The sequence below is a fragment of the Pseudomonas phoenicis genome, from assembly GCF_047302395.1.
Taxonomy (GTDB): domain Bacteria; phylum Pseudomonadota; class Gammaproteobacteria; order Pseudomonadales; family Pseudomonadaceae; genus Aquipseudomonas.
On sequence record NZ_CP154852.1, the window covers coordinates 2,272,526 to 2,298,838 of the forward strand.

Annotated in this window: 19 protein-coding genes and 1 pseudogene; 5 read left to right on the top strand and 15 right to left on the bottom strand. The window is 66.7% G+C overall.

Annotation, left to right across the window (positions count from 1 at the left end):
• The first annotated feature begins 242 nt into the window (after window positions 1–242).
• Window positions 243–5,150, top strand: a complete 4,908-nt coding sequence (locus tag AA0Z93_RS10240) for an alpha-2-macroglobulin family protein (protein WP_413045423.1) — start codon at window positions 243–245, stop codon at window positions 5,148–5,150.
• Between the two features lie 334 nt (window positions 5,151–5,484).
• Here the strand turns inward: AA0Z93_RS10240 and AA0Z93_RS10245 are convergent, their stop codons facing one another.
• The gene (locus AA0Z93_RS10245) at window positions 5,485–5,778 is read right to left on the bottom strand and encodes a hypothetical protein (protein ID WP_296269359.1); all 294 of its coding nucleotides are present in this window, start codon (window positions 5,776–5,778) and stop codon (window positions 5,485–5,487) included.
• A 65-nt stretch (window positions 5,779–5,843) separates the two neighbouring features.
• Here AA0Z93_RS10245 and pbpC point away from each other — a divergent pair, with 65 nt between their 5' ends.
• Window positions 5,844–8,198 (top strand): peptidoglycan glycosyltransferase PbpC, encoded by a 2,355-nt coding sequence (pbpC, locus tag AA0Z93_RS10250; RefSeq protein ID WP_413045422.1) that lies wholly within the window; start codon window positions 5,844–5,846, stop codon window positions 8,196–8,198.
• Between the two features lie 169 nt (window positions 8,199–8,367).
• Here the strand turns inward: pbpC and AA0Z93_RS10255 are convergent, their stop codons facing one another.
• The 8 genes from AA0Z93_RS10255 to AA0Z93_RS10290 form a co-directional block, all read right to left on the bottom strand.
• The gene (locus tag AA0Z93_RS10255; RefSeq protein ID WP_413045421.1) at window positions 8,368–9,144 is read right to left on the bottom strand and encodes a response regulator transcription factor; all 777 of its coding nucleotides are present in this window, start codon (window positions 9,142–9,144) and stop codon (window positions 8,368–8,370) included.
• A 111-nt stretch (window positions 9,145–9,255) separates the two neighbouring features.
• The gene (locus tag AA0Z93_RS10260) at window positions 9,256–9,726 is read right to left on the bottom strand and encodes a prepilin peptidase (protein ID WP_413045420.1); all 471 of its coding nucleotides are present in this window, start codon (window positions 9,724–9,726) and stop codon (window positions 9,256–9,258) included.
• Between the two features lie 407 nt (window positions 9,727–10,133).
• Window positions 10,134–10,694, bottom strand: coding sequence for a DUF4136 domain-containing protein (locus AA0Z93_RS10265; RefSeq protein WP_413045419.1), 561 nt, complete (start codon window positions 10,692–10,694; stop codon window positions 10,134–10,136).
• Between the two features lie 17 nt (window positions 10,695–10,711).
• Window positions 10,712–11,344 carry a DUF4136 domain-containing protein gene (locus tag AA0Z93_RS10270; protein ID WP_413045418.1) on the bottom strand — a complete coding sequence of 211 codons (633 nt, stop codon included), beginning with the start codon at window positions 11,342–11,344 and terminating at the stop codon, window positions 10,712–10,714.
• Between the two features lie 23 nt (window positions 11,345–11,367).
• Window positions 11,368–12,117, bottom strand: a complete 750-nt coding sequence (locus AA0Z93_RS10275; RefSeq protein ID WP_413045417.1) for a methyltransferase domain-containing protein — start codon at window positions 12,115–12,117, stop codon at window positions 11,368–11,370.
• Window positions 12,114–12,419 (bottom strand): MazG-like family protein, encoded by a 306-nt coding sequence (locus tag AA0Z93_RS10280; RefSeq protein WP_413045416.1) that lies wholly within the window; start codon window positions 12,417–12,419, stop codon window positions 12,114–12,116. The genes AA0Z93_RS10275 and AA0Z93_RS10280 overlap by 4 nt, the downstream gene beginning before the upstream one ends.
• Window positions 12,420–12,499: 80 nt before the next feature.
• Entirely contained in the window at window positions 12,500–13,693 is a 1,194-nt protein-coding gene (locus tag AA0Z93_RS10285; RefSeq protein ID WP_413045415.1) for a MaoC/PaaZ C-terminal domain-containing protein, read from the bottom strand.
• A 1-nt stretch (window position 13,694) separates the two neighbouring features.
• The gene (locus AA0Z93_RS10290) at window positions 13,695–15,047 is read right to left on the bottom strand and encodes a 3-oxoacyl-ACP reductase (RefSeq protein ID WP_413045414.1); all 1,353 of its coding nucleotides are present in this window, start codon (window positions 15,045–15,047) and stop codon (window positions 13,695–13,697) included.
• 246 nt (window positions 15,048–15,293) lie between these two features.
• Here AA0Z93_RS10290 and AA0Z93_RS10295 point away from each other — a divergent pair, with 246 nt between their 5' ends.
• On the top strand, window positions 15,294–16,571 hold the full coding sequence (locus AA0Z93_RS10295) for an acetyl-CoA C-acetyltransferase (protein ID WP_413045413.1): 1,278 nt from the start codon (window positions 15,294–15,296) through the stop codon (window positions 16,569–16,571).
• Window positions 16,572–16,602: 31 nt separating this feature from the next.
• Here AA0Z93_RS10295 and AA0Z93_RS10300 read toward each other — a convergent pair whose 3' ends face one another.
• From AA0Z93_RS10300 to AA0Z93_RS10325, 6 genes and pseudogenes are all read right to left on the bottom strand, one after another.
• Window positions 16,603–17,370, bottom strand: a complete 768-nt coding sequence (locus tag AA0Z93_RS10300; protein WP_413398586.1) for a methyl-accepting chemotaxis protein — start codon at window positions 17,368–17,370, stop codon at window positions 16,603–16,605.
• 90 nt (window positions 17,371–17,460) lie between these two features.
• A pseudogene (locus tag AA0Z93_RS10305) lies at window positions 17,461–18,546 on the bottom strand (cache domain-containing protein); the annotation flags it as partial.
• Window positions 18,547–18,667: 121 nt separating this feature from the next.
• On the bottom strand, window positions 18,668–20,611 hold the full coding sequence (locus tag AA0Z93_RS10310) for a methyl-accepting chemotaxis protein (RefSeq protein WP_413045412.1): 1,944 nt from the start codon (window positions 20,609–20,611) through the stop codon (window positions 18,668–18,670).
• Window positions 20,612–20,867: 256 nt separating this feature from the next.
• Window positions 20,868–21,266, bottom strand: a complete 399-nt coding sequence (cueR, locus tag AA0Z93_RS10315; RefSeq protein WP_413045411.1) for a Cu(I)-responsive transcriptional regulator — start codon at window positions 21,264–21,266, stop codon at window positions 20,868–20,870.
• Complete coding sequence (locus tag AA0Z93_RS10320; RefSeq protein ID WP_413045410.1) at window positions 21,263–23,662, bottom strand: heavy metal translocating P-type ATPase; 2,400 nt, start codon at window positions 23,660–23,662, stop codon at window positions 21,263–21,265. Before AA0Z93_RS10320 ends, cueR begins: the two co-directional genes overlap by 4 nt.
• 54 nt (window positions 23,663–23,716) lie before the next feature.
• Window positions 23,717–24,103: a hypothetical protein gene (locus AA0Z93_RS10325; RefSeq protein WP_413045409.1), complete on the bottom strand. Its 387-nt coding sequence runs from the start codon at window positions 24,101–24,103 to the stop codon at window positions 23,717–23,719.
• A gap of 149 nt (window positions 24,104–24,252) precedes the next feature.
• On the opposite strand from AA0Z93_RS10325, the gene AA0Z93_RS10330 reads away from it, so the two are divergent.
• Complete coding sequence (locus AA0Z93_RS10330; protein WP_413045408.1) at window positions 24,253–24,450, top strand: heavy-metal-associated domain-containing protein; 198 nt, start codon at window positions 24,253–24,255, stop codon at window positions 24,448–24,450.
• A 427-nt stretch (window positions 24,451–24,877) separates the two neighbouring features.
• Window positions 24,878–26,053, top strand: a complete 1,176-nt coding sequence (locus AA0Z93_RS10335) for a multidrug effflux MFS transporter (protein WP_413045407.1) — start codon at window positions 24,878–24,880, stop codon at window positions 26,051–26,053.
• Window positions 26,054–26,313 lie beyond the last annotated feature (260 nt).

Consider the following 26,313-nt stretch of genomic DNA (forward strand, 5'->3'; position numbering starts at 1 on the left):
CGTGACGACAGGTGCCTGGGAAACGACCCTCAGCGGTGGACGCGGGCAGCCGATCGGCGCAGGAAAACCGCACATTCTACCGGGCTCCGGGCAAGTGGACATATTTTGTAAAATCCTCTGCGTCAGCGAGCAACCAATCCCTGCGAACGAAGTCTCAGCTCAGGCACCCATCCGAGTGAATCGTTTCCCGGTGGGCTATAGTTTCCGCCCTTACGACCACGCTGCCGAAGAGTTCCTTCCTCATGTTCAACAAAGGATTGTTGCTGGCCTGTGCGCTGGCCCTGCTCAGTGCCTGTGATTCCTCCACCTCCGAGGCGCCCAAGCCCGTCCCGACGGACACGCCGACCGCGGCCGCGCCCACCCAGGCCGCGCCGAGCAAGCGCGAAGACCCGGCGGTGCTCGCCAAGCGCTATGCAGGCCGCGAGCTGAGCGTGCTGGACGTCTCGGAAGTGCAGCTCGACGGCGCCAGCGCGCTGTCGGTCAGCTTCTCCGCGCCGCTCGACGCCGAGCAGGACTTCGCCGGCAAACTGCACTTGGTCGACACCGTAAAGGGCAAGGTAGACGGCGCCTGGGAGCTGTCGAACAACCAGATGGAGCTGCGCCTGCGCCACCTCGAACCGCAGCGCAAGTTGGTGCTCACCGTCGACAAGGGCCTGCTGGCGGTCAATGGCAAACAGCTCGCCAGCGAAGTGGTCAGCCGCCTGGAGACCCGCGACATGCAGGCCACCGTAGGCTTCGCCAGCCGCGGTTCGCTGCTGCCCACGCGCCTGGCCGAAGGCCTGCCGGTGATCGCCTTGAACGTGGCCAAGGTCGACGTCGACTTCTTCCGGGTCAAACCCGAGCAACTGTCGAACTTCCTGGTCAACTGGGGGCGCAACAGCAGCCTGTACGCCTACCAGTCCAAAGAGACCCTGGAGATGGCCGAGCTGGTCTACAGCGGCCGCTTCGACCTCAACCCCGCGCGCAACACCCGCGAAACCGTGCTGCTGCCGATCGCCGGCATCAAGCCGCTGCAAGAGCCGGGCGTGTACCTGGCGGTGATGCGCGCCTCGGGCACCTACGACTACTCCCAACCGGCCACGCTGTTCACCTTGAGCGACATCGGTGTGTCGGCGCACCGTTACCGCGACCGCATCGACGTCTTCGCCCAGGCGCTGGACGGCGGCAAGGCAATGGACGGCGTCAAGCTCGAACTGCACGACGACAAAGGCAAACTGCTCGCCCAGGCCAGCACCGACGGTGACGGCCACGCGCAGATGCCGATCGACGCCAAGGCCGATACCCTGATCGCCACCCAAGGCGTGCACACCACGCTGTTGCGCCTGAACACCGCCGCACTGGACCTGGCCGAATTCGACATCACCGGTCCTCAGGCCAACCCCTTGCAGTTCTTCGTCTTCGGCCCGCGCGACCTGTATCGCCCAGGCGAAACCGTGCCGCTCAACGGCCTGCTGCGCGACCAGGACGGCAAACCGGTCAAGGCCCAGCCGGTGAACGTGGAAGTACGTCGCCCCGACGAACAGGTCAGCCGCAAATTCGTCTGGGAGGCCGACAGCAACGGGCTGTTCCAGTACCAGCTGCAACTCTCCGGCGAAGCGCCGACCGGCCGCTGGCAGCTGCTGCTCGATCTGGGCGGCGGGCGCAAACAGACCTACGAATTCCTCGTCGAAGACTTCCTGCCCGAACGTCTGGCCTTGGAGCTCAAAGGCAGCCCCACGCCGCTGAGCCCCGAGCAGCCTGCGCACATCCAGGTCAACGGCCGTTACCTCTACGGCGCCCCCGCCGCCGGCAACCGCCTCAGTGGCCAGGCCTACCTGCGCCCGCTGCGCGAAGCCGTGCCGGCGCTGCCGGGCTATCAGTTCGGTTCGGTCAGCGAAAGCGACCTGAGCCAGGACCTGGAGCTCGACGAAGTCACCCTCGACCAGGCCGGCAAGGCCAGCCTGGACATCGAAAGCCGCTGGGCCGAGGCTCGCTCGCCCTTGCAACTGACCGTCCAGGCCAGCTTGCAGGAGTCCGGTGGCCGGCCCATCACCCGCCGTTTCGAACAACCGATCTGGCCGGCCGAACGTCTGCCGGGCCTGCGCGGGCTGTTCGACGGCGAAGAGACCGACGGCGATGCCCCGGTGCAGTTCGAAGTGCTGGTGGCCGACCGCGATGGCCACAAACTGGCCGCCGACGACCTCAAGGTCCGCTTGATCCGCGAGCGCCGCGACTACTACTGGAACTACTCGCAGGACGACGGCTGGAGCTACAACTTCAACGAGAAATTCCTTACCGAAAGCGAAGAGACCGTCAGCGTCAAGGCCGGCGCCACCGCCACCCTGAGCTTCCAGGTGGAGTGGGGGCCGTACCGCGTCGAGGTGGAAGACCCCGAGACCGGCATCGTCTCCAGCGCACGCTTCTGGGCCGGCTATCGCGCCCAGGACAACGCCGAAGGCGGCGCCGTGCGTCCCGACCAGGTCAAGCTGGCGCTCGATAAACCGGCCTATGCCGACGGCGACAGCGCCCAGGTCACCGTCACCCCGCCTGCAGCGGGCAGCGGCTACCTGATGGTCGAGTCGGCCGACGGCCCGCTGTGGTGGCAGGCCATCGACGTACCGGCCGAAGGCAAGACCTTCGACATCCGCCTGGACCCGAAATGGGCGCGCCACGACCTGTACGTCAGCGCCCTGGTGATCCGCCCGGGCGAGCGCAAGGTCAACGCCACGCCCAAGCGCGCCGTGGGCGTGCTGCACCTGCCGCTGCAACGCGGCGACCGCAAGCTGGCGCTGACCCTGCAAGCGCCCGAGAAGATGCGGCCCAAGCAGCCGCTGAAGGTCAAGTTCAAGGCCACCAACGCCGATGGCAGCGTACCCAAGCAGGTGCGTGTGCTGCTCTCGGCGGTGGACGTCGGCATCCTCAACATCACCGACTTCAAGACCCCCGACCCCTTCACCGGCATGTTCGGGCGCAAGGCCTACGGCGCCGACCAACTGGACATCTACGGCCAGTTGATCGAAGCCGGCCAGGGCCGTCTGGCCAGCCTGGCCTTCGGTGGCGACGCGGCCATGGCCAAGGGCGGCAAGCGACCCAACACCACGGTGACCATCGTCGCCCAGCAGAGTGTGCCGGTGACCTTGGACGATAAGGGCGAGGGCGTCGCCAGCGTCGACATACCCGACTTCAACGGCGAGCTGCGGCTGATGGCCCAGGCCTGGAGCGACGACCACTTCGGCGTCGCCGAAGGCAAGACCGTGGTCGCCGCGCCGCTGATCGCCGAACTGTCGGCGCCGCGCTTCCTGGCTGGCGGCGACCGCACGCGCCTGGCCCTGGACCTGGCCAACCTGTCGGGCCGTGCCCAGCAGCTGACCGTGCAACTGCACAGCGAAGGGCAGATCGGCCTGATCGGCCCGACCGAGCAGCAGGTCAGCCTCAGCGAAGGCCAGCGCAGCACCTTGATGATCCCGGTGCAGGCCGAAGGTGGCCTGGGGCAGGGCAAGGTGCAGGTGCAGGTCACCGGCCTGCAATTGCCCAACGAACCCACCAGCGTCTATACCCGCGACTGGACCCTGGGCGTGCGCCCGGCCTACCCGGCGATGCTCAAGCACTACCGCGTGGCCTTGAAGGACCAGCCGTGGAGCCTGCCGGACAATGACCTGGCGGCCTTCGAGCCGGCTGGCCTGGAAGCCAGCCTGGCGCTGTCGAGCCGGCCACCGTTGAACCTCGCCGAGCAGATCCGCGCTCTGCAAGCCTATCCCTACGGCTGCCTGGAACAGACCACCAGCGGCCTGTACCCCTCGCTCTATGCCGATGCCGACAGCCTCAAGCGCCTGGGCATCAAAGGCGAGCCGGCCGAGGTGCGCAAGCGCAAGATCGAGGCCGGCATCGAGCACCTGCTGGGCATGCAGCGCTACAACGGCAGCTTCGGCCTGTGGAGCAGCGACAGCGAGGAGGAATACTGGCTGACCGCCTACGTCACCGACTTCCTCCAGCGCGCCCGCGAGCAAGGCTACGGCGTGCCGGCCGACGCCCTGAAGAAGGCCAACGAGCGTCTGCTGCGCTACTTGCAGGAGCGCAACCTGATCGAAGTCGACTACAGCGACAACGCCGAGCACACTCGCTTCGCCGTGCAGGCCTACGCTGCCCTGGTGCTGGCCCGCAACCAGCAAGCGCCGTTGGGCGCGCTGCGCAGCCTGTTCGAGCGGCGCACAGACGCCCGCTCGGGCCTGGCGCTGGTGCAGTTGGCTGTGGCGCTGGACAAGATGGGCGACAAACCGCGCGCCCAGCAGGCTTTGCAGACCGGCTTGAGCATCGGCCGCGGCAAGGGCTGGTTGGCCGATTACGGCAGTGCGCTGCGTGACCAGGCGTTGATCCTGTCGTTGCTGCAAGAGAACCAGCTGGCGACCGATCAGGTCGACCAGCGCTTGTTCGCGCTGTCCGACGAACTCGCCGCCAACGGCTACCTCTCGACCCAGGAACGCAACGCGCTGTTCCTCGCCGGTCGCGGCCTGCTCGGCAAGCCCGAAGGCGCCTGGAAGGCGCGGCTGGACAGTGCCGGCGAAGTACGCGAGCTGGACAACGCCGAATCCGGCCTGAAGCTGGAAGGCCCGCTACTGGCCTCGCCACTGAGCGTGCAGAACCAGAGCGGCGACACCCTGTACCAGCAGTTGACCCTGTCAGGCTATCCGCGTCAGGCGCCGGCACCGGTGAGCAACGGTATGGAGATCCGCCGCGAGTACCTGGGCCTCAATGGCCAGCCGTTGAACCTCGGCAACCTGCGCAGCGGCGATCTGGTGCTGGTGCACCTGGCGCTCAAAGCCAAGGAACGCGTGCCGGATGCCCTGGTCGTGGACCTTCTGCCGGCCGGCCTGGAACTGGAGAACCAGAATCTGGCGCAAAGCTCGGCCAGTCTGGACAACGCCAGCAGCGCGGTGAAGGAATGGCGCGATTCGATGCAGAACGCCAGCGTGGTGCACCAGGAGTTTCGTGACGACCGCTATGTCGCCGCACTCAAGCTGGACAACTACGGCACCACCCACCTGCTGTACCTGGCCCGCGCGGTAACACCGGGCAGCTACCGCATTCCGCCGGCGCAGGTCGAGTCGATGTACCGCCCCAACCTGAACGCGGTGGGCGAAAGCCAAGGGGAGATGCAGATCAAGGCCCGCTGAGGGGGCCGTCGGGGCAGGCCAGCGTCGCTGGCCTGTGGGCGAGCGGACGTGGTGCGGACCGAGCTGAACGAGCCCCATACCGGTCGATCAAGGGATTGGGGCTGCTTAGCGGCCCATCGCGGCTAATCGGAACGCCGAACCGGCCGCTCCTACAGAATATGCATCACCCCGTAGGAGCGGCTTCAGCCGCGATGGGCTGCAAGGCAGCCCCAAGCAGCATGACTTCGATCCAACTGACTGACATCGGGACGGGGCATAGCTTCCCTGACTCATTCCCCTGGCAAAACCACGCCTGACTCAGCTCTTCCAGACCAAACAAGATTTTAGTCCCGCCTCAATGCACCACCCAACTCATCACCCACAATCCCAGCAACAGCCAGACGATGCCCAGCACGATCGACGCACGCATGAACGCACGCACTGCCGAAAACAGCAGCATCAAACCGACGATCAATGCCGCGATGCTGACCAGCGACGTGTCCATGCCCAGGGTTCGGGACAGGCCGTCGATGAAATTGCCGCCGGCGTTGGCCAGCAGATTGAACAGGCCGCTCAAGGCATCGACGATGATGCGGATCAACGATCCCAGCGCCTGGCCCAGCCATTCGAAAAAGCCTTCTACATGCATGATTACGTCCTGATGAATGAATCGGTGTCAGCGCTTTGGCCATGGCCGGGGCAGGTCGGTTCCCGATGCCCAGTCTAGCGCGCCCGCGCAGCCGCGCCGGACGCCTGTGCCGCGGCGCGATGCTGGCGGTCCTGCTGGTACTGGCGCTGCTGTGGGTGGCCGACCGCCTGTGGCCGCTGCCGCTGCCCGGCGACGACCTGGCCCGCGTGGTGCTGGCCGAAGACGGCACGCCCCTGTGGCGCTTCGCCGATGCCGATGGGGTTTGGCGCTACCCGGTCACCGCCGAGCAGGTCTCGCCGCTATACCTGCAAGCGTTGCTGACTTACGAAGACCGCTGGTTCTACCGCCATCCCGGGGTCAACCCGATGGCCCTGGCCCGCGCGGCCTGGCTCAACCTGCGCGGCGGGCGCGTGGTCTCGGGCGGCAGCACCCTGTCGATGCAGGTGGCACGCCTGCTCGACCCCCACGACCGGACCCTGGGCGGCAAGCTGCGCCAGTTGTGGCGCACGGCGCAGCTCGAATGGCATCTGTCGAAAGCGCAGATTCTGCAGATCTACCTCGACCGCGCGCCCTTCGGCGGCACCCTGCAAGGGGTGGCGGCGGCCAGCTGGGCGTACCTGGGCAAGTCGCCGCTGCACCTGACCCATGCCGAAGCGGCCTTGCTCGCCGTGCTGCCCCAGGCGCCCAGCCGCCTGCGGCCCGACCGCCACCCGAAACGCGCCCAACGCGCGCGCGACAAGGTGCTGCAACGGCTGGCCGACTATGACGTCTGGCCCGCCGAGCGGTTGCAGGAGGCCCGTGAGGAGCCGCTGCTGCTCGCGCCGCGCCAGGAGCCGGCCCTGGCGCCGCTGCTGGCGCGGCGGCTGAACACCCGAGACAGCCCGGCGCTGATCCGCACCACCCTCGACGCCGCCTTGCAGCGGCGCCTGGAAGACCTGCTGCTGGGCTGGCGCGCGCGTCTGCCGGAGCGCACGTCGGCGGCCATTCTGGTGGTGGAGGCCAAGACCATGGCGGTGCGCGCCTATCTGGGCTCGATCGAGATCGGCGATGCGCGGCGCTTCGGGCACGTGGACATGGTGCATGCCCTGCGTTCGCCCGGTTCGACCCTCAAGCCGTTTCTCTATGGCATGGCCCTGGACGACGGGCTGATCCATTCCGAGTCGCTCTTGCAGGACGTCCCGCGACGCTACGGCGACTATCGGCCGGGCAACTTCTCCAGCGGCTTCAGTGGACCGGTGGCGGCCAGCGCGGCCCTGGCCCTGTCGCTCAACCTGCCAGCGGTGCAGCTGCTCGAAGCCTATGGCCCCAAACGTTTCGCCGCGCAATTGCGCACAGGCGGTGTGCCGTTGGCCTTGCCGCCGCTGGCCGAACCCAATCTGTCGCTGATCCTCGGCGGCGCGGGCAGCCGTCTGGAAGACCTGGTCGGCGGTTATGCCGCGTTCGCCCGTCAGGGGCACAGCGCGCGGATTCGTCTGCAACCGCAAGATCCATTGATCGAGCGACGGCTGCTGTCGCCGGGGGCCGCGTGGATCGTGCGACGCATCCTCAGCGGCCAGGCGCGCCCCGACCGCGACCCCCGCGCCGAGCTGGTGCAGCGTCCGGCCCTGGCCTGGAAGACCGGCACCAGCTACGGTTTTCGCGATGCCTGGTCGGTGGGCGTCGGGCCGCGCTACCTGATCGGCGTGTGGATCGGTCGCCCGGACGGCACGCCGGTCGCGGGGCAGTTCGGCCTGGCCTCGGCGGCGCCGCTGATGCTGCAAGTGCACGACCTGTTGAGCAACCGCGACAGCCAGCGCGGCATCGTCACCCCGGTCGAGCCGGTGCCGGACAGCGTCGGCGTGGCAGCGATCTGCTGGCCGCTGGGCCAGCCCCTGCCGCGTCGCGACGACAACTGCCGTCGGCAGCGCTTCGCCTGGACGTTGCAGGGCACCACGCCGCCGACCTTGCAGGCGGGCGACCAGCCTTTGGGCCTGGGTTTGAGTGAAACGCTCTGGGTCAATCCCCAAGGCCTGCGCGTGGATGCCAGTTGTCCCGGCGCGCGGAGGCGCCAGGTGGCCTTGTGGCCGGCGCCGCTGGAGCCCTGGCTGCCGCGCCAAGAGCGCCGCGCCGCGCGGTTGCCGGCCGTCGATCCCCAATGTCCGCCGCAGGTGCCGGTCAGCGCGCCGCCGTTGTCGATCGTCGGCGTGCGCGCCGGCGACCACCTGCGCCGACCCATCGGTAGCCGCGAGCCGTTGCAGGTGCAAGTCTCGGCCTTGGGCGGCGGTGGGCGGCGCTGGTGGTTCGTCAACGGCGAGCCGCAGGGCGAGACCCTCGACCAACAGGCGTTGACGGTGTCGTTCCAGCAGACCGGGCGGGTCGAGCTGAGCGCGCTGGACGAGAGTGGCGAAACGGCGCGGGTGGAGTTTCAGGTCAGCGAGTAGGGCAAGGCATAGTGCCGGTCGGTTGAGCAACCGAGGCCGCTTTGCAGCCCATCGCGGCTAAAGCCGCTCCTACAATATGTAGGAACGGCTTTAGCCGCGATGGGCTGCAAAGCAGTCCCAATCGACACTGATTCGGCTTGACTGGCTGGCATTGCCCCCAAGCCAATCCTCAATGCGCCATGAAGCGCTGATGCACAGGCGAGGTATGCGGTGTCAGCGCCAGGGCCAATTGCGTACGGTTGTGCATGTGGGTCAGGCGCAACACTTGCGACACGTACAGTTTCACGGTGTTCTCGGTGATGCCCAGTTCACAGGCGATCTGGAAGTTGGTCTTGCCCAGGCTGACCAGTTGCGCCACTTCCAACTGGCGCGGCGACAGCTTCTGGAACAGCGCCGGCAGTTCGGTTTCGGCTTCCGCCGGGTCGGTGGCCCGCCGTTGCAGGTTGTTGCCGCGAGCGCGCTCCAAGTCTTGGTACAGCTCGTCGATGGACTCGGCCAAATGATGCAGACGCTGGTTGAGGCTGCCCAGTTCGCGGGCCTGGCGCAGGCGTTCGAGCAGCGAAGTTTCCTGGCGACGTAGGCCCTGCAGCAGTTCGTCGAAGTCCACCGGTTGCTGGTAATAGTCGGCGATGCCTTCACGAAGGGCGCGTATCAGGTCGGCCTTGTCGGCATGGCTGGTCAGCAGAATCGCCTCGACCAATCTGGGCGGGTAGGTGACGGCCTTGAGTTGGCGGACCAGTTCGATGCCGTCGGTGCCCGGCAGGTGCAGATCGCAGAGCACCAAGCCGATGGCGCTGTCGTCCTGATAGTGGACCAGTGCCTGTTCGGCGCTATCGGCCGTGATACAGCGATAGCCCTGTCGCGTCAGCACCTTGCTCAATTCATCGAGCACGGTGGGTTGGCTATCGACGATTAGCACTTTGATCTCACTGAAAGCTTTACTCATGGTCAACTCCCTGTTGTTTGACGGCTGGCGTCCTGTGCCAGCCGGTTACGGCAAGCGAATGTAGAAGCGCGCTGAACACCGTACAGCGCTGTGGGCGATGCATCGTGGATGTCACTGGATCCAGACCGAGGTCAGCACGAACCCTACCAACACGTAGGGGGCGAACGGCTGCCTTTCATTCATCCGCTCGGCCATGGCCTGGAGGCGTTTCTTGATCTTGGGGTTGAGCAGGCTCAGCAGGCGTCGGCGAAACAACAGCCAGACCAGCACGCAAACACCTGCACCGATGAACGTGCCGAGCACGTATTCATGGCTGCTGGCCACGGCCAGGGCGGCCAGCAGCTTCACGTCGCTGGCGCCGAGCCGGCCCAGCCAGTAGCCGGGCAGGGTCAGCAGCATGACGATGGCCAGACCCAGGCCAGCATCGCTCGCTTGCGCCCCCAACCAGCTATGGCCCATGGCGAACAGCCAGAGCAAGGCGCAGGCGCCGACGCCCAAGGTCAGGTATTCGGAGATCTGTCGCTCGCGCACATCCTGTTCACTACACAGGGCCAGCCACATCAAGAGAACCATGCTGTGCATCGACGATTGCCATCCTTGTTCTGAAACGATGCCGCGCAGGTCACCGGTCTAGGCATCGTGGACTACAGGCCATTGTCTGAAGAAATTTCCTACAACTTAGGCATTAGGGTAGACGCGAAAGGGACGACTGCTAGGGTCGGATGGCAAAAAGACAGAGTATCTGTATCTGATCCGTTGTATTAATCGGCAACTGTACTGTTTTCCTATGAATCACACCTGTAACGCAGGGTTCGCCCGTCCAAGCGCTACGCATCGGTCCTGCTTGGCGCTGCACCCAACGCAAATGGGGGCCGGCGCTCGTCTGGCTCGCGGCCTTCGAGCGCCTATCCTTCGTGCTTTCGATCTAAGCGCAAACGATGTTGCGGTCGCTGCTGGGGACGTAAGCCGCACGGACACCTGTACCATCATCACCGAGGTGGATAGTTGCTCATCAACTGCGTGACGGTTTTCTGGATCGCTGCGCTACGTTCCTGCGGAGTAGGCGGATAGTTGCTCATCATCTGCTCGGCACTGCCACGCCAGACCAGCTTGCCGTCGCGGCCATCGAACAGATCGACCTGGATGGTCGCCACCTTGTAGTCGACGCTGCGCGTTTCGTTGAACATCGGCCCGCCCCAGTAGCCGTTCCAGTAACCGCCCCAGGCACCGCCATAGTGGGTGGTGATTTCGCGTTGGCGGTCTTCGACGATCAGGTAGGCACGGGCCTTGACGTCGGCACCGCTACCGCCCTGGGCCGGCCGCAAACCGCGCTGGTCGAGCTGCCCGGCCAGCGCTTGGCGGATGCGCTGCTCGGTGAGGTCGCTCTTGATGCGCGGGTCGTCCGGGCGGTATTGCAAGGCCGGTTCCTGCCAGGCCCACGTGCGATAACCGGCGAAGTCCCGGCTGGCATCGTAGTCCTGTTGCACGTTGGAATTGGCACAGGCACCCAGCAGAAGTGCGCAGGCCAGTACAGCGAGAGGGCGCAGCATGGTGATGTCTCCGAGCGTCAACGTGGGGGATAGCCGCTGAGCGCCTTCTGCACGGTCTGGCGCAGGGCGTTCTCGCGGTCACGGATGGAGCTTGCGCCAATACCGGTTTCGGCGCTGGCGCTCCAGACGGCTTGGCCGTCGCGGGCATCGAACAGTTCGATGTGCACCACGCTGACATCCACCTGGTAGGTGCGCACGATCGGCACGCTGCCATAGGCCCCGTAGCCGTCGCGATAGCCGCCGTAGCCGACGCCGCCGTAAGGGCGGTTGTAGTAGGGGTCGTAGCTGTCGTAGTCGCGCACTTGGCGCGTACGGCGCTCGGTACGCAGGTCGGCGCTGACCAGCAAGTCGGGCTGGCCCGAGCGGGCCGGGCGCAGGCCTTGCTGGTCGAGCGATTCGGCGACCATCTGCGCCAATTGCCCAGGATCGCTGTTGGCGCTACCGTGCGGCAGACGGCCATCGCGCCAGGCCCAGCTGCGGTAGCGCCCGTAGTCGCGGGTCGGCGCCGGGTAGGCGCTGGCGTCGAACGTGGCGGCGGCCTGCGCCGGTGCGGGAGGCAGAGGACGGCTACTGGCCACGTAAGGGTTGGCGCTCTGGCAACCGGCCAGGACGATGGGCAGCAAGGCCAAGCACAACAGACGATTGAACATGTCTCCTCCTGGGCGTCGACCGTTCAGCGCGGTCGGCAGATCCAGTGCAGGTAACGGCCAAGCCCGGCGAAAGCGGGATGGCGTCGATGGGCCAGCTCCATGTCCAGCAGGTCGGCCAGGGCGGCCTTGTCCTGAAATTCTCTGGGCATGTAGTCGTGAAAGACTCTGACGCCGCTTTCCTGTATGACCTGCCAGTGGGGTGCAAGTTGCGTGCGCAGTTCCCGCGGATCGAGTGGGCGTTGCGGGGTCAGGCTCTGCTTCTCGCCAGCCAATCGATTGCTGCGCAGCTTGCGGAAATGGCCCTTGACCAGGTTGCGGTAGACCAACGCGTCGCGGTTGTAGAAGGCCAGCGACAGGTGGCCGTCAGGGGCACACAGGCGGTGCAGAGTCGGCAGGATGGCCCGCGGCTCGGCGAGCCACTCCAGCACGGCATGGCACAGCACCAGGTCGTACGGCGCCTGTACTTGCTCGCTCAGCGTCTGCCAGGGCGCCTGGACGAACGTGGCCGTCTGGCCGGCATCGGCAAAACGCTGGCGGGCGCCTTCGAGCATTGGCGCGGCGGGTTCGGCGAGGGTCACTTCATGGCCGTTCTGGGCCAACCACAGGGCCATGTGGCCCAGACCCCCGCCGATGTCCAACACCCGCAGAGGTCGCGCCGGCAGTGCTTCGAGCAAGTCGGCCTGCAACACCGCCAAGCGGATCGCCCCCTTGGCGCCGCCATAGATCTTCTCTGCGAAACGGGTGGCCAGCGCGTCGAAATGGCGGTCGTTCATTTGCCGAACCGCCGTTCGCTGTCGGCCAGCTTGGCGCGTACCACGTGGTCCATGTCCAGGCCCAGCTCACTGCACAGCAGCAACAGATAGAGCACCACATCACCGATTTCCTGGCCGGCGTGGGCCAGTTGCTCGGGCGGCAGGCGGCGCGACTCGTCTTCGCTCAGCCACTGGAAGATTTCCACCAGCTCGGCCATTTCCACGCTGGCGGCCATGGCCAGGTTCTTGGGGCTGTGGAAGCGTTGCCAGTCGTTGGTGTCGCGGATGCGGTGCAGGCGTTCGGTCAGTTCTTGCAGATTCATGAGGGTCTCCTTGGCCGCATAGCTTCCGGCGCGCTCCGCCGCAAAGCAAGCGCGCCGATGCCGGGGCAGGCCTGGTCACCTCACAGCGCTGTCCAGCGACCGGACATGTGCAGGCGCTGCTCCTTGCCTTCCAGGCGCAGTGTTCCGCAGGGCCCTGCGGGGCTTGCGCTGAGCACCACCTCGGCAGGCAGGCGTACGGGTTTGTGGAAGTCGACCTCGAAGCGGTAGCCCGCTTCGGGCAGATGCGTGCGCAGCGCCGCCAAGGCCATGGCCTGGTTCCACATGCCATGGGCGATGGCGCTGGGGAAGCCGAACAGGCGGGCGCTCAAGGCGCTCAGGTGAATGGGGTTGTAGTCGCCCGCGACCTTGGCGTAGCGCCGACCGATGTCGCTGTCGGCGTACCAGCGCGTGGCTTCGGTCAGACGGGTTGGGTCGTCGGTGCCGGCCGGCCCGGTCACTGCCATGGCGGCGATGTCGGCCGGTTCCTCGACAGGCGGGGCGGCGGTGGCGTCCAGTTCCACCGCGCTGGCACTTGCAAAGCCATCGAGCTCGTTCCCGACCCCGACCCCGACTGCGCTGCCTTGCGATTCGATTGCCATTGGCGCAGCCACGGCGTCTGTTGGGGCTGCCTTAGAGGCGGCAGTGCCGTCATGCAGCGCTGTCGCCGAAGCGACAGGCGTATCGAACGCGGTCGCAGGGGGAGCAGACGTCGATTCGCTCACCGGTGGCATGGCCGTGGCGTCGAGGCCGCTCGTCGATGTCGGGGGCACCGGGTCTTGTTCGGCCGCTTCACGTGCCGGCGCATCGAGCTTGAGGTCGCGTACCAGCATGCGGCTGGTCTCGCGCCAGAGCAGGCCCAGGCCGTCGCGGGCTTCGCTGATCAGATCGAAGGTGCCGCCCTTGGCGTGGGGTTGCAGATTCTCGGCCCAGACCTGCACGTGCAGGCCATCCACACCACCCAATGGACGGTACACCTCGATGCCATTGTGCAAGTGCACCAGCCCCAGCAAGGGAAAGGGGAAGTCGGCGCGGGTCAGCAGCTGCAGTTGCAGATCGAAGGCCATCACGTGCGGATAGGTGGCCGGCAAGCGGCCGTCGTCCGGGAAATGGCACAGGTTGCGATAGGCCGCAAGATTCTGCGGTTGCACTCGCGCGTAACAGCGCAAGCCTTGGGCAGGCAGGCTGACGCCGGTGATCTTGCGCTTGCCCACGGCGCGCAGGTAAAGGCTGGCACGCGCATCGGGCGCGTGCAGGTCGAGCCAGGGTCGAGTCATCTCAGGCTCCCATCAATGCTTGGCCGCAGACCCGCAGGGTCTGGCCGGTGATTGCGCCGCTGCCGGCCTGGCCGAGCCAGGCCACCGCCTCGGCGACATCCTGCGCCCGCCCGCCCTGGCCCAGCGAGCTGAGGCGCCGGCCCGCTTCGCGCAGGCCCATGGGCATGGCGGCGGTCATGTGGGTTTCGATGAAGCCGGGGGCCACGGCGTTGATGGTCGTGCCGTGCGCCGCGAGCTGGGGCGCCATGGCCTGGGCCAGGCCGATCAGCCCGGCTTTGCTGGCGGCGTAGTTGGTCTGCCCGCGGTTGCCGGCGATGCCGCTGACCGAGGCCAGCAGCACGACGCGCGCGGCGCTGCCCAGGCGTCCGGCGTCGAGCAGGGCTTGGGTCAGGCGTTGCGGCGCCTTGAGGTTGACCGCCAGCACCGAATCCCAATAGTCGGGGGTCATGTTGGCCAGGGTCTTGTCGCGGGTGATGCCGGCGTTGTGCACCAGAATGTCGACGCCTTCGGGCAGGCCATCGATCAGTTGCGCGGCCGCATCGTCCGCGCAGATGTCCACAGCCAGGGTACGGGCGCCGAGGCGTGCGGCCAGGGCGTCGAGGTCTTTCCGCGCAGCGGGCACATCGAGCAGCACCAACTCCGCACCATCGCGGGCCAGGGTTTCGGCGATCGAAGCGCCGATACCGCGCGCCGCACCGGTGACCAAGGCGCGGCGCCCCGCCAGGGGACGGCTCCAATCGCCGACCTGCGCGTCGCAGGCCGTGAGGCGCAAGACCTGGCCGGAGACGAACGCGCTCTTGGGCGAGAGGAAGAAGCGCAGGGCGCCTTCGAGCTGCGCCTCGGCGCCTGGGCTGACGTAGAGCAATTGCGCGGTGGCGCCGTTGCGCAGTTCCTTGGCCAGCGATCGGCTGAAGCCTTCCAGGGCGCGTTGCGCGACGCTGGCCGACAGCTCGCTCACTTCCTCGGGGGGGCGCCCGAGGATCACCACATGGGCGCTAGGCGCCAGGCTGCGCATCAGCGGCTGGAAGAATTCTCGCAACTGCCGCAGTTGATCGCTGTCGGACAGATGACTGGCGTCGAACACCACGGCTTTGGCTTTCTTGCCCAGGCCGGCGACCCAGACCGGCGCCTGCAAGTCGGCGCTTTCATAGCCGTAGAGCTCGTCGCTGAGGCTTTTGCCCAGGCTTAGCACCTGCTGCGCCAGTGGCCCGCCGCCGAGTATCAGGGCGCCCTCGACCGGGCGCATGCGGCCCGCTTGCCAGCGCTCCAGCGAGGCGGGCTGGGGCAGGCCGAGGGCGTCGACCACGCGTCGACCGAGGGCGGAGTTGGCAAAGCCGATGTAGCGGTCGCTCATGGGGAAGGTCTCCTGGAAGGGCAAACATGCAGTGTGGACCCACTTCGCCGGCGGGTCGTTCGAAGCGGTGAAAAATCCGTATCGCCACGGGCAGCCATGCGGGGCAGAGGCGTTTCGCTCAGCCTTGCAGCATAGCCAGGCGTGGACGGCCTTCGCCACCGACCCTGCGCGCCAGCGTCTATCGTAACGGTTTACAGAGCGGCCCCATGACCGGGCCGATCATTGAGTTTCAGGAGGAACGCAGACATGCGCAGCACTCGTCGGGTCGCCATTCTGGGCGGCAATCGCATCCCCTTCGCCCGTTCCAACGGCGCCTATGCCACTGCGAGCAACCAGGCGATGCTCACCGCCGCGCTCGAAGGGCTGGTCGAGCGTTATCGGCTGCACGGCCTGCGCCTGGGCGAAGTGGTGGCCGGTGCGGTGCTCAAGCATTCGCGCGACATGAACCTGACCCGTGAGAGCGTGCTCGGCTCGCGCCTGTCGCCGCAGACCCCGGCCTACGACGTGCAGCAAGCCTGCGGCACCGGCCTGGAGGCGGCCTTGCTGGTGGCCAACAAGATCGCCCTGGGGCAGATCGACAGCGCCGTCGCCGGCGGCGTCGACACCACTTCCGACGCACCCATCGCCGTCAACGAAAAGCTGCGCCGCATTCTGCTCGCCGCCAGTCGCGGCAAAAGCCTGGGCCAGCGCCTGAGCCCCTTGCTCGGTTTGCGTCCGGCCCAGCTCAAGCCGGAGCTGCCACGCAACGGCGAACCCCGCACGGGGCTGTCGATGGGGCAGCATTGCGAGCGCATGGCGCAGACCTGGCACATCGAACGCAGCGCCCAGGACGAACTGGCGCTGCACAGCCACCAGCGATTGGCCGCGTCCTATGCCGAAGGCTGGCACGACGACCTGCTTACGCCGTACTTGGGGTTGGTACGTGACAACAACCTGCGTCCCGACCTCAGCCTGCAACAGCTCGGCCGGCTCAAACCGGCCTTCGAGCGTAGCGAAAAAGGCACGCTGACCGCCGGCAACTCCACCCCGCTCACCGATGGCGCCTCGTTGGTGCTGTTGGCCAGCGAAGACTGGGCGGCCGCGCGCGGGCTGCCGGTGCAGGCCTACCTGGTGGACGGGGAAACCGCCGCGGTGGATTTCGTCGACGGCAAGGAGGGGCTGTTGATGGCCCCGGTGTATGCGGTGCCGCGTCTGCTGGCGCGCAACGGCTTGAGCCTGCAGGATTTCGACTACTACGAGATCCACGAAGCCTTCGCCGCCCAGGTGCTGTGCACCCTCAAAGCCTGGGAGGACGAGGAATTCTGCCGCACCCGGCTTGGCCTGGACGGCGCCCTGGGCGCCATCGACCGCAGCAAGCTGAACGTCAAGGGCAGCTCCCTGGCGGCCGGGCATCCGTTCGCCGCGACGGGCGGGCGTATTCTGGCGCACCTGGCCAAACTGCTGGCCAAGGCCGGCAAGGGCCGCGGGCTGATCTCGATCTGCGCGGCCGGTGGGCAGGGCGTGACGGTTATCGTCGAGCGTTAGTACGAGCGAGCCGGCTTCGCCGGCCCGTCCCTCAAGTCCGGAACCGTCGCACCAAAGCATCCAGCTCGTTGGACAACCCCGCCAGGCTCTGCGAGTCCTGCCGCGCCGCCTGGGCCAGTTCCGCCACCAACTGCGCATCGCCATGGATCTGCGCGATGTGCCGGTTGATGTCTTCGGCCACCTGATGCTGCTCCTCGGCGGCGGTGGCGATCTGCGTGTTCATGTCGCGGATCACGTCCACCGAATCGCGGATCTGGCCGAAGCTGTCGCGGGCCATGCCGATGCGCGTCACCGACTGCACCGACACTTCCAGGCTGGCGTGCATCTGCCCGGCCACTTCGGCGGTACGGCTGGCCAGGTTGCCCAGCAGGCCGTCGATTTCGGCGGTGGAGTCGGCGGTGCGCTTGGCCAGGGCGCGCACTTCGTCGGCCACTACGGCGAAGCCGCGGCCCTGCTCGCCGGCCCGCGCCGCTTCGATGGCGGCGTTGAGCGCCAGCAGGTTGGTCTGTTCGGCGATCGAGCGGATGGTGCCGAGAATCGACTGGATGGCGTTGCTGTCGCGCTCCAGCTGCTGGATCGACTGCGCCGATTGCTCTATCTCCTGGCTCAAGCGGTCTACGCTGGACACCGCCGCATCGATCTGCGCCTGGCCTTCGCGGGCCTGCAACTGGCCGCTGTCGGCCGACTGCGCGGCCTGGCTGCACGAGCGCGCGACTTCGTTGGCGGTGGCGACCATCTCGTGGAAGGCGGTGGAAACCATGTCCACCGCTTCGCGCTGGCGCCCGGCCGCATCGGCCATGTCGCCGGAGACGCGGGTGGCATTGGCCGAGGAGCTGAGAATCTTGCTCGCGGAAACGCCGATGTTCTGGATCAGGCTGCGGATGGCGCCGAGGAACTGGTTGAACCAGCCGGCCAGTTGCGCGGTTTCGTCGCGCCCGCGCACTTCCAGGCTGCGGGTCAGGTCGCCTTCGCCCTGGGCGATGTCTTCCAGGCCGCTGCTGACGCTGTTGATCGGCCGTACGATGAGCTTGGCGAAAGCCGCGCCGACGATGGCGAACAGCACCGCCAGCACCAGCGCGATGGTACCGATCACCCAGCTCAGGCGCGTGACGCTCTGCATCACTTCGCCTTGCTCGATCAGGCCGATGAAGGTCCAGCCCAGTTGCTCGTCGGGGTAGACGTTGGCCATGTAGCGCACGCCGTCGATTTCCACTTCCTGCATGCCCTTGCCGGCTTTGGCCAGGGTCGCGTAGTCACCGCCCAGGCTGTCGAGCTGCTTGAAGTTGTGGCTGGCGTCGTGGGCGTCGACCAGCACGTTGCCGTTGCTCTCGATCAGCATCAGGAAGCCGCTTTCACCGAGCTTGATCTTCTTCACCATGTCGGTCAGGCCGTTGAGCGAGACGTCGACGTTGACCACACCGCCGTTGGCGCCGAAGGTGTTGGCCACGGTCATGCCGGTGGCGATCAGCGTCATGTCGTCGGGGGCCCAGTAGTACGCGGCCGAACGCACCGGCTTGCCCGGCGCGCTCATCGCCGATTTGTAGAAGGGGCGCACGCGCGGGTCGTAGCCGTCGAGTTTGTCGCTCTTCGGCCAGCCGACGTAACCGCCATCCGACACTGCGTAAGAAACGTAGGCGTAGGCCGGGTGGGTCTTGGCCATGCGGTCGAACGCCGCCAGCATCTCCTGCGAGGGTGGAGTCAGCTCGTAGGACGGCTTGGCCGCCATGTACTTGTTCAGGTCGGCGCCTGCCGCTGCGAGCATCGGTTGCGCGGCCAGGTACTGGACGTTTTCGTCGATGCCTTTGAAGAAGATGCTCATGGCATTGCCGACTTGGCGGATTTCCCGGCTGCTGTTTTCCACGAAATCGTCGCGTGCTTCGTCGCGCAGGTTGAGCACGACGATGGCCGCGACCACGGCGATCGGCAAGCCGGCGATGACCGCGAAGGCCCAGGTGAGTTTGTGCTTGATGTTCATCTACTACGCTCCGGCTTGTTGTTGTCTGGCAAGGCAGTGGTGTGGGCGAAGCAACGATTGTCAGGTAGAGCGTATGCGGCGGATGTGACGCACGCCGGTCAGGGCGTGCGCCAGGGTGGTTTCAGGTGCGGAAACGCTTGACCAGCGTATCCAGTTCGTTGGAGAACCCCGCCAGGTTCGCCGAGTCCTCACGCGCCGAATGGGCCAGTTCCGCGACCCGCTGCGCATCGCCGTGGATCTGCGCGATGTGCCGGTTGATGTCTTCGGCCACCTGGTGCTGCTCCTCGGCGGCGGTGGCGATCTGCGTGTTCATGTCGCGGATCACGTCCACCGATTCGCGGATCTGGCCGAAGCTGTCGCGGGCCATGCCGATGCGCGTCACCGACTGCACCGACACTTCCAGGCTGGCGTGCATCTGCCCGGCCACTTCGGCGGTACGGCTGGCCAGGTTGCCCAGCAGGCCGTCGATTTCGGCGGTGGAGTCGGCGGTGCGCTTGGCCAGGGCGCGCACTTCGTCGGCCACTACGGCGAAGCCACGGCCCTGCTCGCCGGCCCGCGCCGCTTCGATGGCGGCGTTGAGCGCCAGCAGGTTGGTCTGTTCGGCGATCGAGCGGATGGTGCCGAGAATCGACTGGATGGCGTTGCTGTCGCGTTCCAGTTGCTGGATCGACTGCGCCGATTGCTCGATCTCCTGGCTCAGGCGGTCGACGCTCGACACCGCCGCATCGATCTGCGCCTGGCCTTCACGGGCCTGCTGCTGGCCGCTGTCGGCCGACTGCGCGGCCTGGCTGCACGAGCGCGCGACTTCGTTGGCGGTGGCGACCATCTCGTGGAAGGCGGTGGAGACCATGTCCACCGCTTCGCGCTGGCGCCCGGCGGCGTCGGCCATGTCGTTGGACACCCGGGTGGCGGTGGCGGAGGCTTCGAGGATCTTGTTCGCCGAGCCGCCGATGTGCTGGATCAGGCTGCGGATCACACCGAGGAACTGGTTGAACCAACTGGCCAGCCGCGCGGTTTCGTCGCGGCCTTGCACGGCCAGGCTGCGGGTCAGGTCGCCTTCGCCCTGGGCGATGTCTTCAAGACCGCGGCTGACGCCGTTGATCGGGCGCACGATGACGGTGGCGAAGGCGGTGCCCGCCAGGGCGAAGAGGCCAGCCAGCACCAGGGTGATGATGCCGATCAGCCAGCTCAAGCGGGTGCTGCCTTGCATCACTTCGCTTTCCTCGATCAGGCCGATGAAGGTCCAACCCAGGGTGTCGTCGGTATAGACGTTGGCCATGTAGCGCACGCCGTTGAGTTCGACTTCGTGGCGGCCCTTGCCGGCCTTGGCCAGGATCGCGTAGTCACCGCCCAGGCTGTCGAGCTGCTTGAAGTTGTGGCCGGCGTCGTGCGGATCGACCAGCACGTTGCCGTTGCGCTCGACCAGCATCAGGTAGCCGCTCTCGCCGATCTTGATGTTCTTCACCAGGTCCGTCAGGCCGTTGAGCGAAACGTCGATGTTGACCACGCCGCCACTGCTGCCCAGCGGATTGGCCACCGTGCGCACGGTGCTGATCAGCACGGCGTCGTCGGCGGCCCAGTAATAGGCGTCGGTACGCAAGGTCTTGCCGGGGTTGGCCATGGCCAGCTGATACCAGGGCCTGGGACGCGGGTCGTAGCTCGCCAGCTTCTGCCCGGCCGGGTAGCCGACGTAGCCGCCGTCGGACACGGCATAGGCCATGTAGGCGTACTGCGGATGGCTGGCGCCCAGTTGCTGAAGTATGGCCAGCACTTGCTGGTCCTGTTCGCCCAGCACGTTGGAGGCGTCGGCGGTCAGGTACTTGTTGAGGTTGCTGCCCGAGGCCGCCAGCACCGGTTGCTGGGCCAGGAACTCGACGTTCTGGTCGATGCCCTTGAAGAACAACTGCATGGCGTTGCCGACCTGACGGATTTCCCGGGTGCTGCTGTCGACGAAATTGTCGCGCGCGTCGTTGCGCAGATTGACGATCACCAAAACGGCAACCAGAACGATGGGCAGGCCTGCGATGACAGCGAAGGCCAAGGTGAGTTTTTGTTTGATATTCATTCACGCTCCAGACATCGACTACGGAGCGAACGTCGCCCGTGTCAGTGCATCGGCGGACGACCGTTTTTGTAAAGGCGAATTCGCACTTTCATTGACTTTGGTCGCGTCTGGAACGGTTTTGTCGTATCCAGGCCAGCCAGGCCGGGTCAGCCAGGCCGGGTCAGGCCAGGCCGGGGCAATCCAGGCCGGGGCAATCCAGGCCGGACCAGACGGTGGTCGGCAGGCGCGGTGTAGGCCCGCCGTTTCGAGCGTCCGTTCAGTGGCAGTGACCCTGGGCCAAGTCCTTGAGGATCGGGCAATCGGGTCGGTCGTCGCCCTGGCAGCCGGCGACCAGCTCGCCCAGGGTGTCACGCAGGCTGTGCAGTTCGGCGATGCGTCGGTCCAAGGTTTCGATGTGGCGCTGGGCCAGGGCCTTGACGTCGGCGCTGGCGCGTTGGCCGTCCTGCCAGAGCGACAGCAGGCGTGCCACTTCGTCGAGGGAAAAGCCCAGATCGCGGGAGCGCTTGATGAAAACCAGGCGGTGCAGGTCTTCGGCCTGGTACAGACGGTAACCGCTGTCGCTGCGTACGGCCGGGGCGAGCAGGCCGATGGTTTCGTAATGGCGGATCATCTTGGCACTGAGCCCGCTGCGGCGGGCGGCTTGACCGATGTTCATAGGTGCTCCGAGGGAAGTTCGGCAGGGCGCCAGGTGTTCAGCCACAGGGCATTGCCCACCACGCTGACGCTCGACAGCGCCATCGCCGCACCGGCCAGCACCGGATTGAGGTAGCCCAGGGCCGCCAGAGGAATGCCCACCAGGTTGTAGATGAACGCCCAGAACAGGTTCTGGCGGATCTTGGCGTAGGTCTTGCGGCTGATCTCCAAGGCTGCCGGCACCAGGCGCGGATCGCCGCGCATCAGGGTGACGCCGGCGGCCTGCATGGCCACGTCGGTGCCGCCGCCCATGGCGATGCCGATGTCGGCTGCGGCCAGGGCCGGGGCATCGTTGATGCCGTCGCCAACCATCGCCACCACACCATCGGCCTTGAGCCGGGTCACATGGGCAGCTTTGTCGGCTGGCAGCACCTCGGCCTGCACGTCGTCGATGCCCAAGGCTTGGGCTACCGCCTGGGCGCTGCCGCGGTTGTCGCCGGTCAGCAGGTGGCTGCTGATGCGCTGTGCGTGCAGCGCCTGGATGGCCGGGCGTGCACCGGGCTTGAGGCTGTCGCCGAAGGCGAACAGCGCCAGCAGGCGCGGCGTGGAGCCGCGTTCGATCAGCCAGGACAAGGTGCGGCCTTCGGTCTCCCAGGTATGCGCGTCGCCGGCCAGGTGGTCGGCGGTCAGGCCGGCTTCGTCGAGCAGGCGGCGGTTGCCCAAGGCCAGTTCGCGGCCCTCGACGCGCCCGGCGATGCCGCGTCCGGTCAACGACTGGCTGTCCGCCACGGGCGGCACGTCCAGCCCTCGCTCACGGCATTGCTCCAGCACGGCCTTGGCCAACGGGTGCTCGCTGCCGCGTTGCAGGGCGCCGGCCAGGCGCAGCGCATCGTCGAGGTCGCCATGGACGGCCCGGCTGTGGACGATGCGCGGGGCGCCGGAGGTGAGGGTGCCGGTCTTGTCGAACACCACCCGGTCGACCGCATGGGCGCGCTCCAGGGCTTCGGCATCCTTGATCAGAATGCCATGCCGGGCGGCCACGCCGGTGCCGGCCATGATCGCCGCCGGGGTCGCCAAACCCAAGGCGCAGGGGCAGGCGATCACCAGCACGGCCACGGCGTTGATCAGCGCCACTTCCAGTGCCGCACCGCTCAGCCACCAGCCGAACAGGGTCAGCAGCGCCAAGACCAGCACGGCCGGGACGAACACCTGACTGACCCGGTCGACCAGTTTCTGGATCGGCGCCTTGGCGGCCTGGGCGTCTTCGACCAGACGGATGATCCGCGCCAGCACGGATTCGGCGCCGAGCGCCTGGGTACGCACGATCAGCTGTCCTTCGCCGTTGATGGCGCCGCCCGTCACACGGTCGCCGGGCTGCTTGGGCACCGGCAGGCTTTCGCCGCTGATCAGGGCTTCGTCGGCGTGGCTGTGGCCTTCGAGCACTTCACCGTCGACCGGGAAGCGTTCGCCCGGCTTGACCAGTACCTGGTCGTCCAGCCTCAGCTGGCCGATGGCGACCGCTTCCTCGCGGCCCTCGACCAGGCGTACCGCGCGTTCCGGGCGCAGCGCTTCCAAGGCGCGGATGGCGCTGGCGGTCTGGCGTTTGGCGCGGCTTTCCAGGTACTTGCCGAGCAGCACCAGGGCGATCACCACGGCGCTGGCTTCGAAGTACAGGTGCGGCTCCATACCGGCAGGGGCGTTGGCCCATTGATACAGGCTCAGGCCATAGCCGGCGCTGGTACCCAAGGCGACCAGCAGGTCCATGTTGCCGGCCCCGGCACGCACGGCCTTCCAGGCCGCCACATAGAAGCGTGCGCCGAGCACGAACTGCACGGGAGTGGCCAGCGCGAACTGCGCCCAGGCCGGTAGCATCCAGTGCACGCCGAACGGCTGCAGCAGCATCGGCAGCACCAAGGGCAAGGCGAGCAGCACGGCGGCCAACACTGCGAAGCGCTCGTTGTGCAAGCGGCGCTGAGCGTGCGCGGCGTCATCGTGGGCGGTATGCGGCAAGCTGGCGCTGTAGCCGGCCTTGCTCACCGCATCGATCAGCACTGCGTCGTCCAGGCTGGTGATCAGCTCGATGTGCGCACGCTCGTTGGCCAGGTTGACGTTCGCTTGGCGCACGCCCTGGACCTTGTTCAGCGCACGCTCCACGCGGCCGGCGCACGAAGCGCACGTCATGCCGTCGACCTGCAACTCCAGGGTACGGACCGGCACCTGGTAGCCGGCCGTGTGTACGGCATCGAGCAAGGCCGGCAGGCTGCCGGCGGGTGCTTGCACGCGGGCCTGTTCGGTGGCGAGGTTGACGCTTACGCCTTTGGCGCCGCTGACCTTGGCCAGGGCGCGTTCGACGCGGCCGGCGCAACTGGCGCAGGTCATGCCGGCGATGGGCAGTTGAAAGGTGGTGGATGCAGACATGGCGCTCACTCCCGGTATCAGGCCGTCAGCTTCAACCTTGCCATGCGGGTAAGGTCAATAGCCCAGGCCGGCGCGGGTCAGGTGCAGGCCGCCCTGGCTGATGGCGATACGGTATTTGTCGATCTGTCCGGCCTTGAGGTTCAAGCGCTGATTGCGCTGGTTTTCCAACCCCGCGCTGCACCCGGAAACCTGTCCCGGCAGCAGCCGCAAACGCACATCCACCGGCCCTGGCGGCAGGTTGAAGGCGGTCGACTGTTCCTGGAACAGGCGCCCGGACAGTTGGTCGTTCAGGTAGATGCCGATCTCGCAGTTGGTCGCCACTTCCAGGCGCTCGCGGGAAATGATCAGCACGCTGTACTGTGCGTTGTCTTCGGCGATGGCGGGGGGCGCGCTGGCCAGTAGGCCCAGCAGTCCGAAAACACCCAATGCTGCCCTGATCATGAAAGGTCTCCTGCCCATGCGCTCGTCGAGCGACCAGCTTGGCCGAGCCGCGCGCAGATTGCCAGCCCGGTGAAACATTGCCCCTTGACCTTGCCGCCGTGGCAAGGTTGAGACTGCTGGACAACCCACTGCAAACGAGGTGAAGAGCGATGCAATTATTCAACGTGCAAGGCATGACCTGCGGCCACTGCGTGAAGGCCGTGACCCAGGCCGTTCAGGCTCAGGATGCAGCGGCCAAGGTCGATGTGGACCTGGCCGGCAAGCAGGTGCGTGTGGACAGCCAACTGCCGGGTGAGCAGATTCTGGGGCTGATTCGGGAAGAGGGGTATCAAGCGGAGCTCGCTTGAGGCTGCGTTTTGCGCACGGCCTGGAAGATGGGCCGGTGGTCCTCCAGGACCGCTCAACGGATCTGTCCATGGCAGGCAGACCAGCGCGCCTGCCGCTCCAAGCGTGCCGTGTAGATACTCTGTTGGCAGTCAATCCTTCACCGAGGGCTTTTCGGTGAGTGCGTACTGCTGCCGGAAAGTGTCGCTGGCATGAGGCCGGCGATGCCGGCCATCGCGGCTAAAGCCGCTCCTACAGGTGGTCTGTTGGCAGTCAAGTCCTTGTTGAGGGCTTTGGGGGAGTGCGTACTGCTGCCGGGAGGTGTCGCCGGCCCAACAGCCACAACCCCCAATCCCTGTTCCACCCACCCCACCCAGAGACAGGTTTCCCCCCTAGGCCCCGCCAGGAGGAGTAGACTGAGCCGTTTGCTTAGCCTGCTACGGATTACCGATGAACCTTCGAACAGTACTCATCCTGGGCGCACTCAGTGCTTTCGGGCCCTTGGCGATCGACTTCTACCTGCCGGCCTTTCCGGCCATGGCCCTGGCCTTCGCCACGGATGCCGAACACATCCAGACCACCTTGGCCGTGTACTTCCTGGGCCTGTCCCTGGGCCAGTTGGCCTACGGCCCGGTGGCCGACCGCTATGGCCGGCGTGGGCCGCTGTTGTTCGGCGTCGGCCTGTTCGTGGTGGCCTCGCTGGCGTGCGCCTTCGCCCCCAATCTGGAGACGCTGATCGCCGCACGTTTCGTCCAGGCTTTGGGCGGTTGCGCCGGCATGGTGCTGTCGCGAGCCATCGTCAGCGACACGTGCGATGCCGTGCAATCGGCCAAGGTCTTCTCGCAATTGATGCTGGTCATGGGCTTGGCGCCGATTCTCGCGCCGATGCTCGGTGGCGTGCTGGTCAACGGCGCGGGCTGGCAGGCGATCTTCCTGATCCTGGCGTTGTTCAGCGGCGCCTGCCTCGCGGCAGTGGCCCTTGGCCTGCCGGAAAGCATGCCGGCGCACATCAAGCGCGCACCGCTGTCCGGCGCAGGCAGGGCCTACCTGCAACTGCTGCGCGAGCGCGTCTTCGTCGGCCATGCCCTGACCGGCGGCATCGCCATCGCCGGCATGTTCGCCTACATCGCCGGCTCACCCTTCGTCTTCATCACCTTGTACGGCGTGCCGGCCGAGCATTACGGCTGGTTGTTCGGCATCAACGCGGCAGGTTTCATCCTCACCGCGCAGGTCAACGCGCGTCTGCTTTCGCGAGTGGGGCCGGCGACGCTGCTGGCGCGTGCGGTGTGGGTCTATCTGGGTGGCGGCTTGGTGCTGATGGCGATGGCCGTTCTGCACCCGGTGCAGTTATGGCCACTGCTGGTGCCACTGTTCGTCTGTATCGCCAGCCTGGGCTGCATCGTACCCAACGCTTCGGCTTGCGCCATGGCGGGTAAGGGCGCCCGCGCCGGCAGCGCTTCGGCCCTGATGGGCTGCCTGCAATTCAGCGTGGCCTCGGCCGCCGCAGCGTTGGTCGGCGTGCTGGCCGACGGCAGTGCGGTGCCCATGACGCTGGTGATCAGCCTGTGCGGTGCCCTGGTGGTGACCGCGGCGTACCTGACCCGGCGCTGGCAAGCCAAGGCTTGAGGATCGAGTGGCCCACGTGCGTCGGTCTCGGACGTACGCAGGGCTATCGGTGTAGCTGCGCTGTCAGCTGTAGATGTGTCTGTTTTTGCTGCAATACCTGTGGAAGCAAGTCGTCGGCAATATCCTCTGCTCGGCCGGATGGCCTGCTCGCGAAATACCGTCTGACACTTGAGCTTTTGGCTCATCGCCGCCTACCAGCGAGATGCTGACAATGGAGACGTTTCCTCAATGGGTGACATCACCCTCTGCATCTCGGCCAC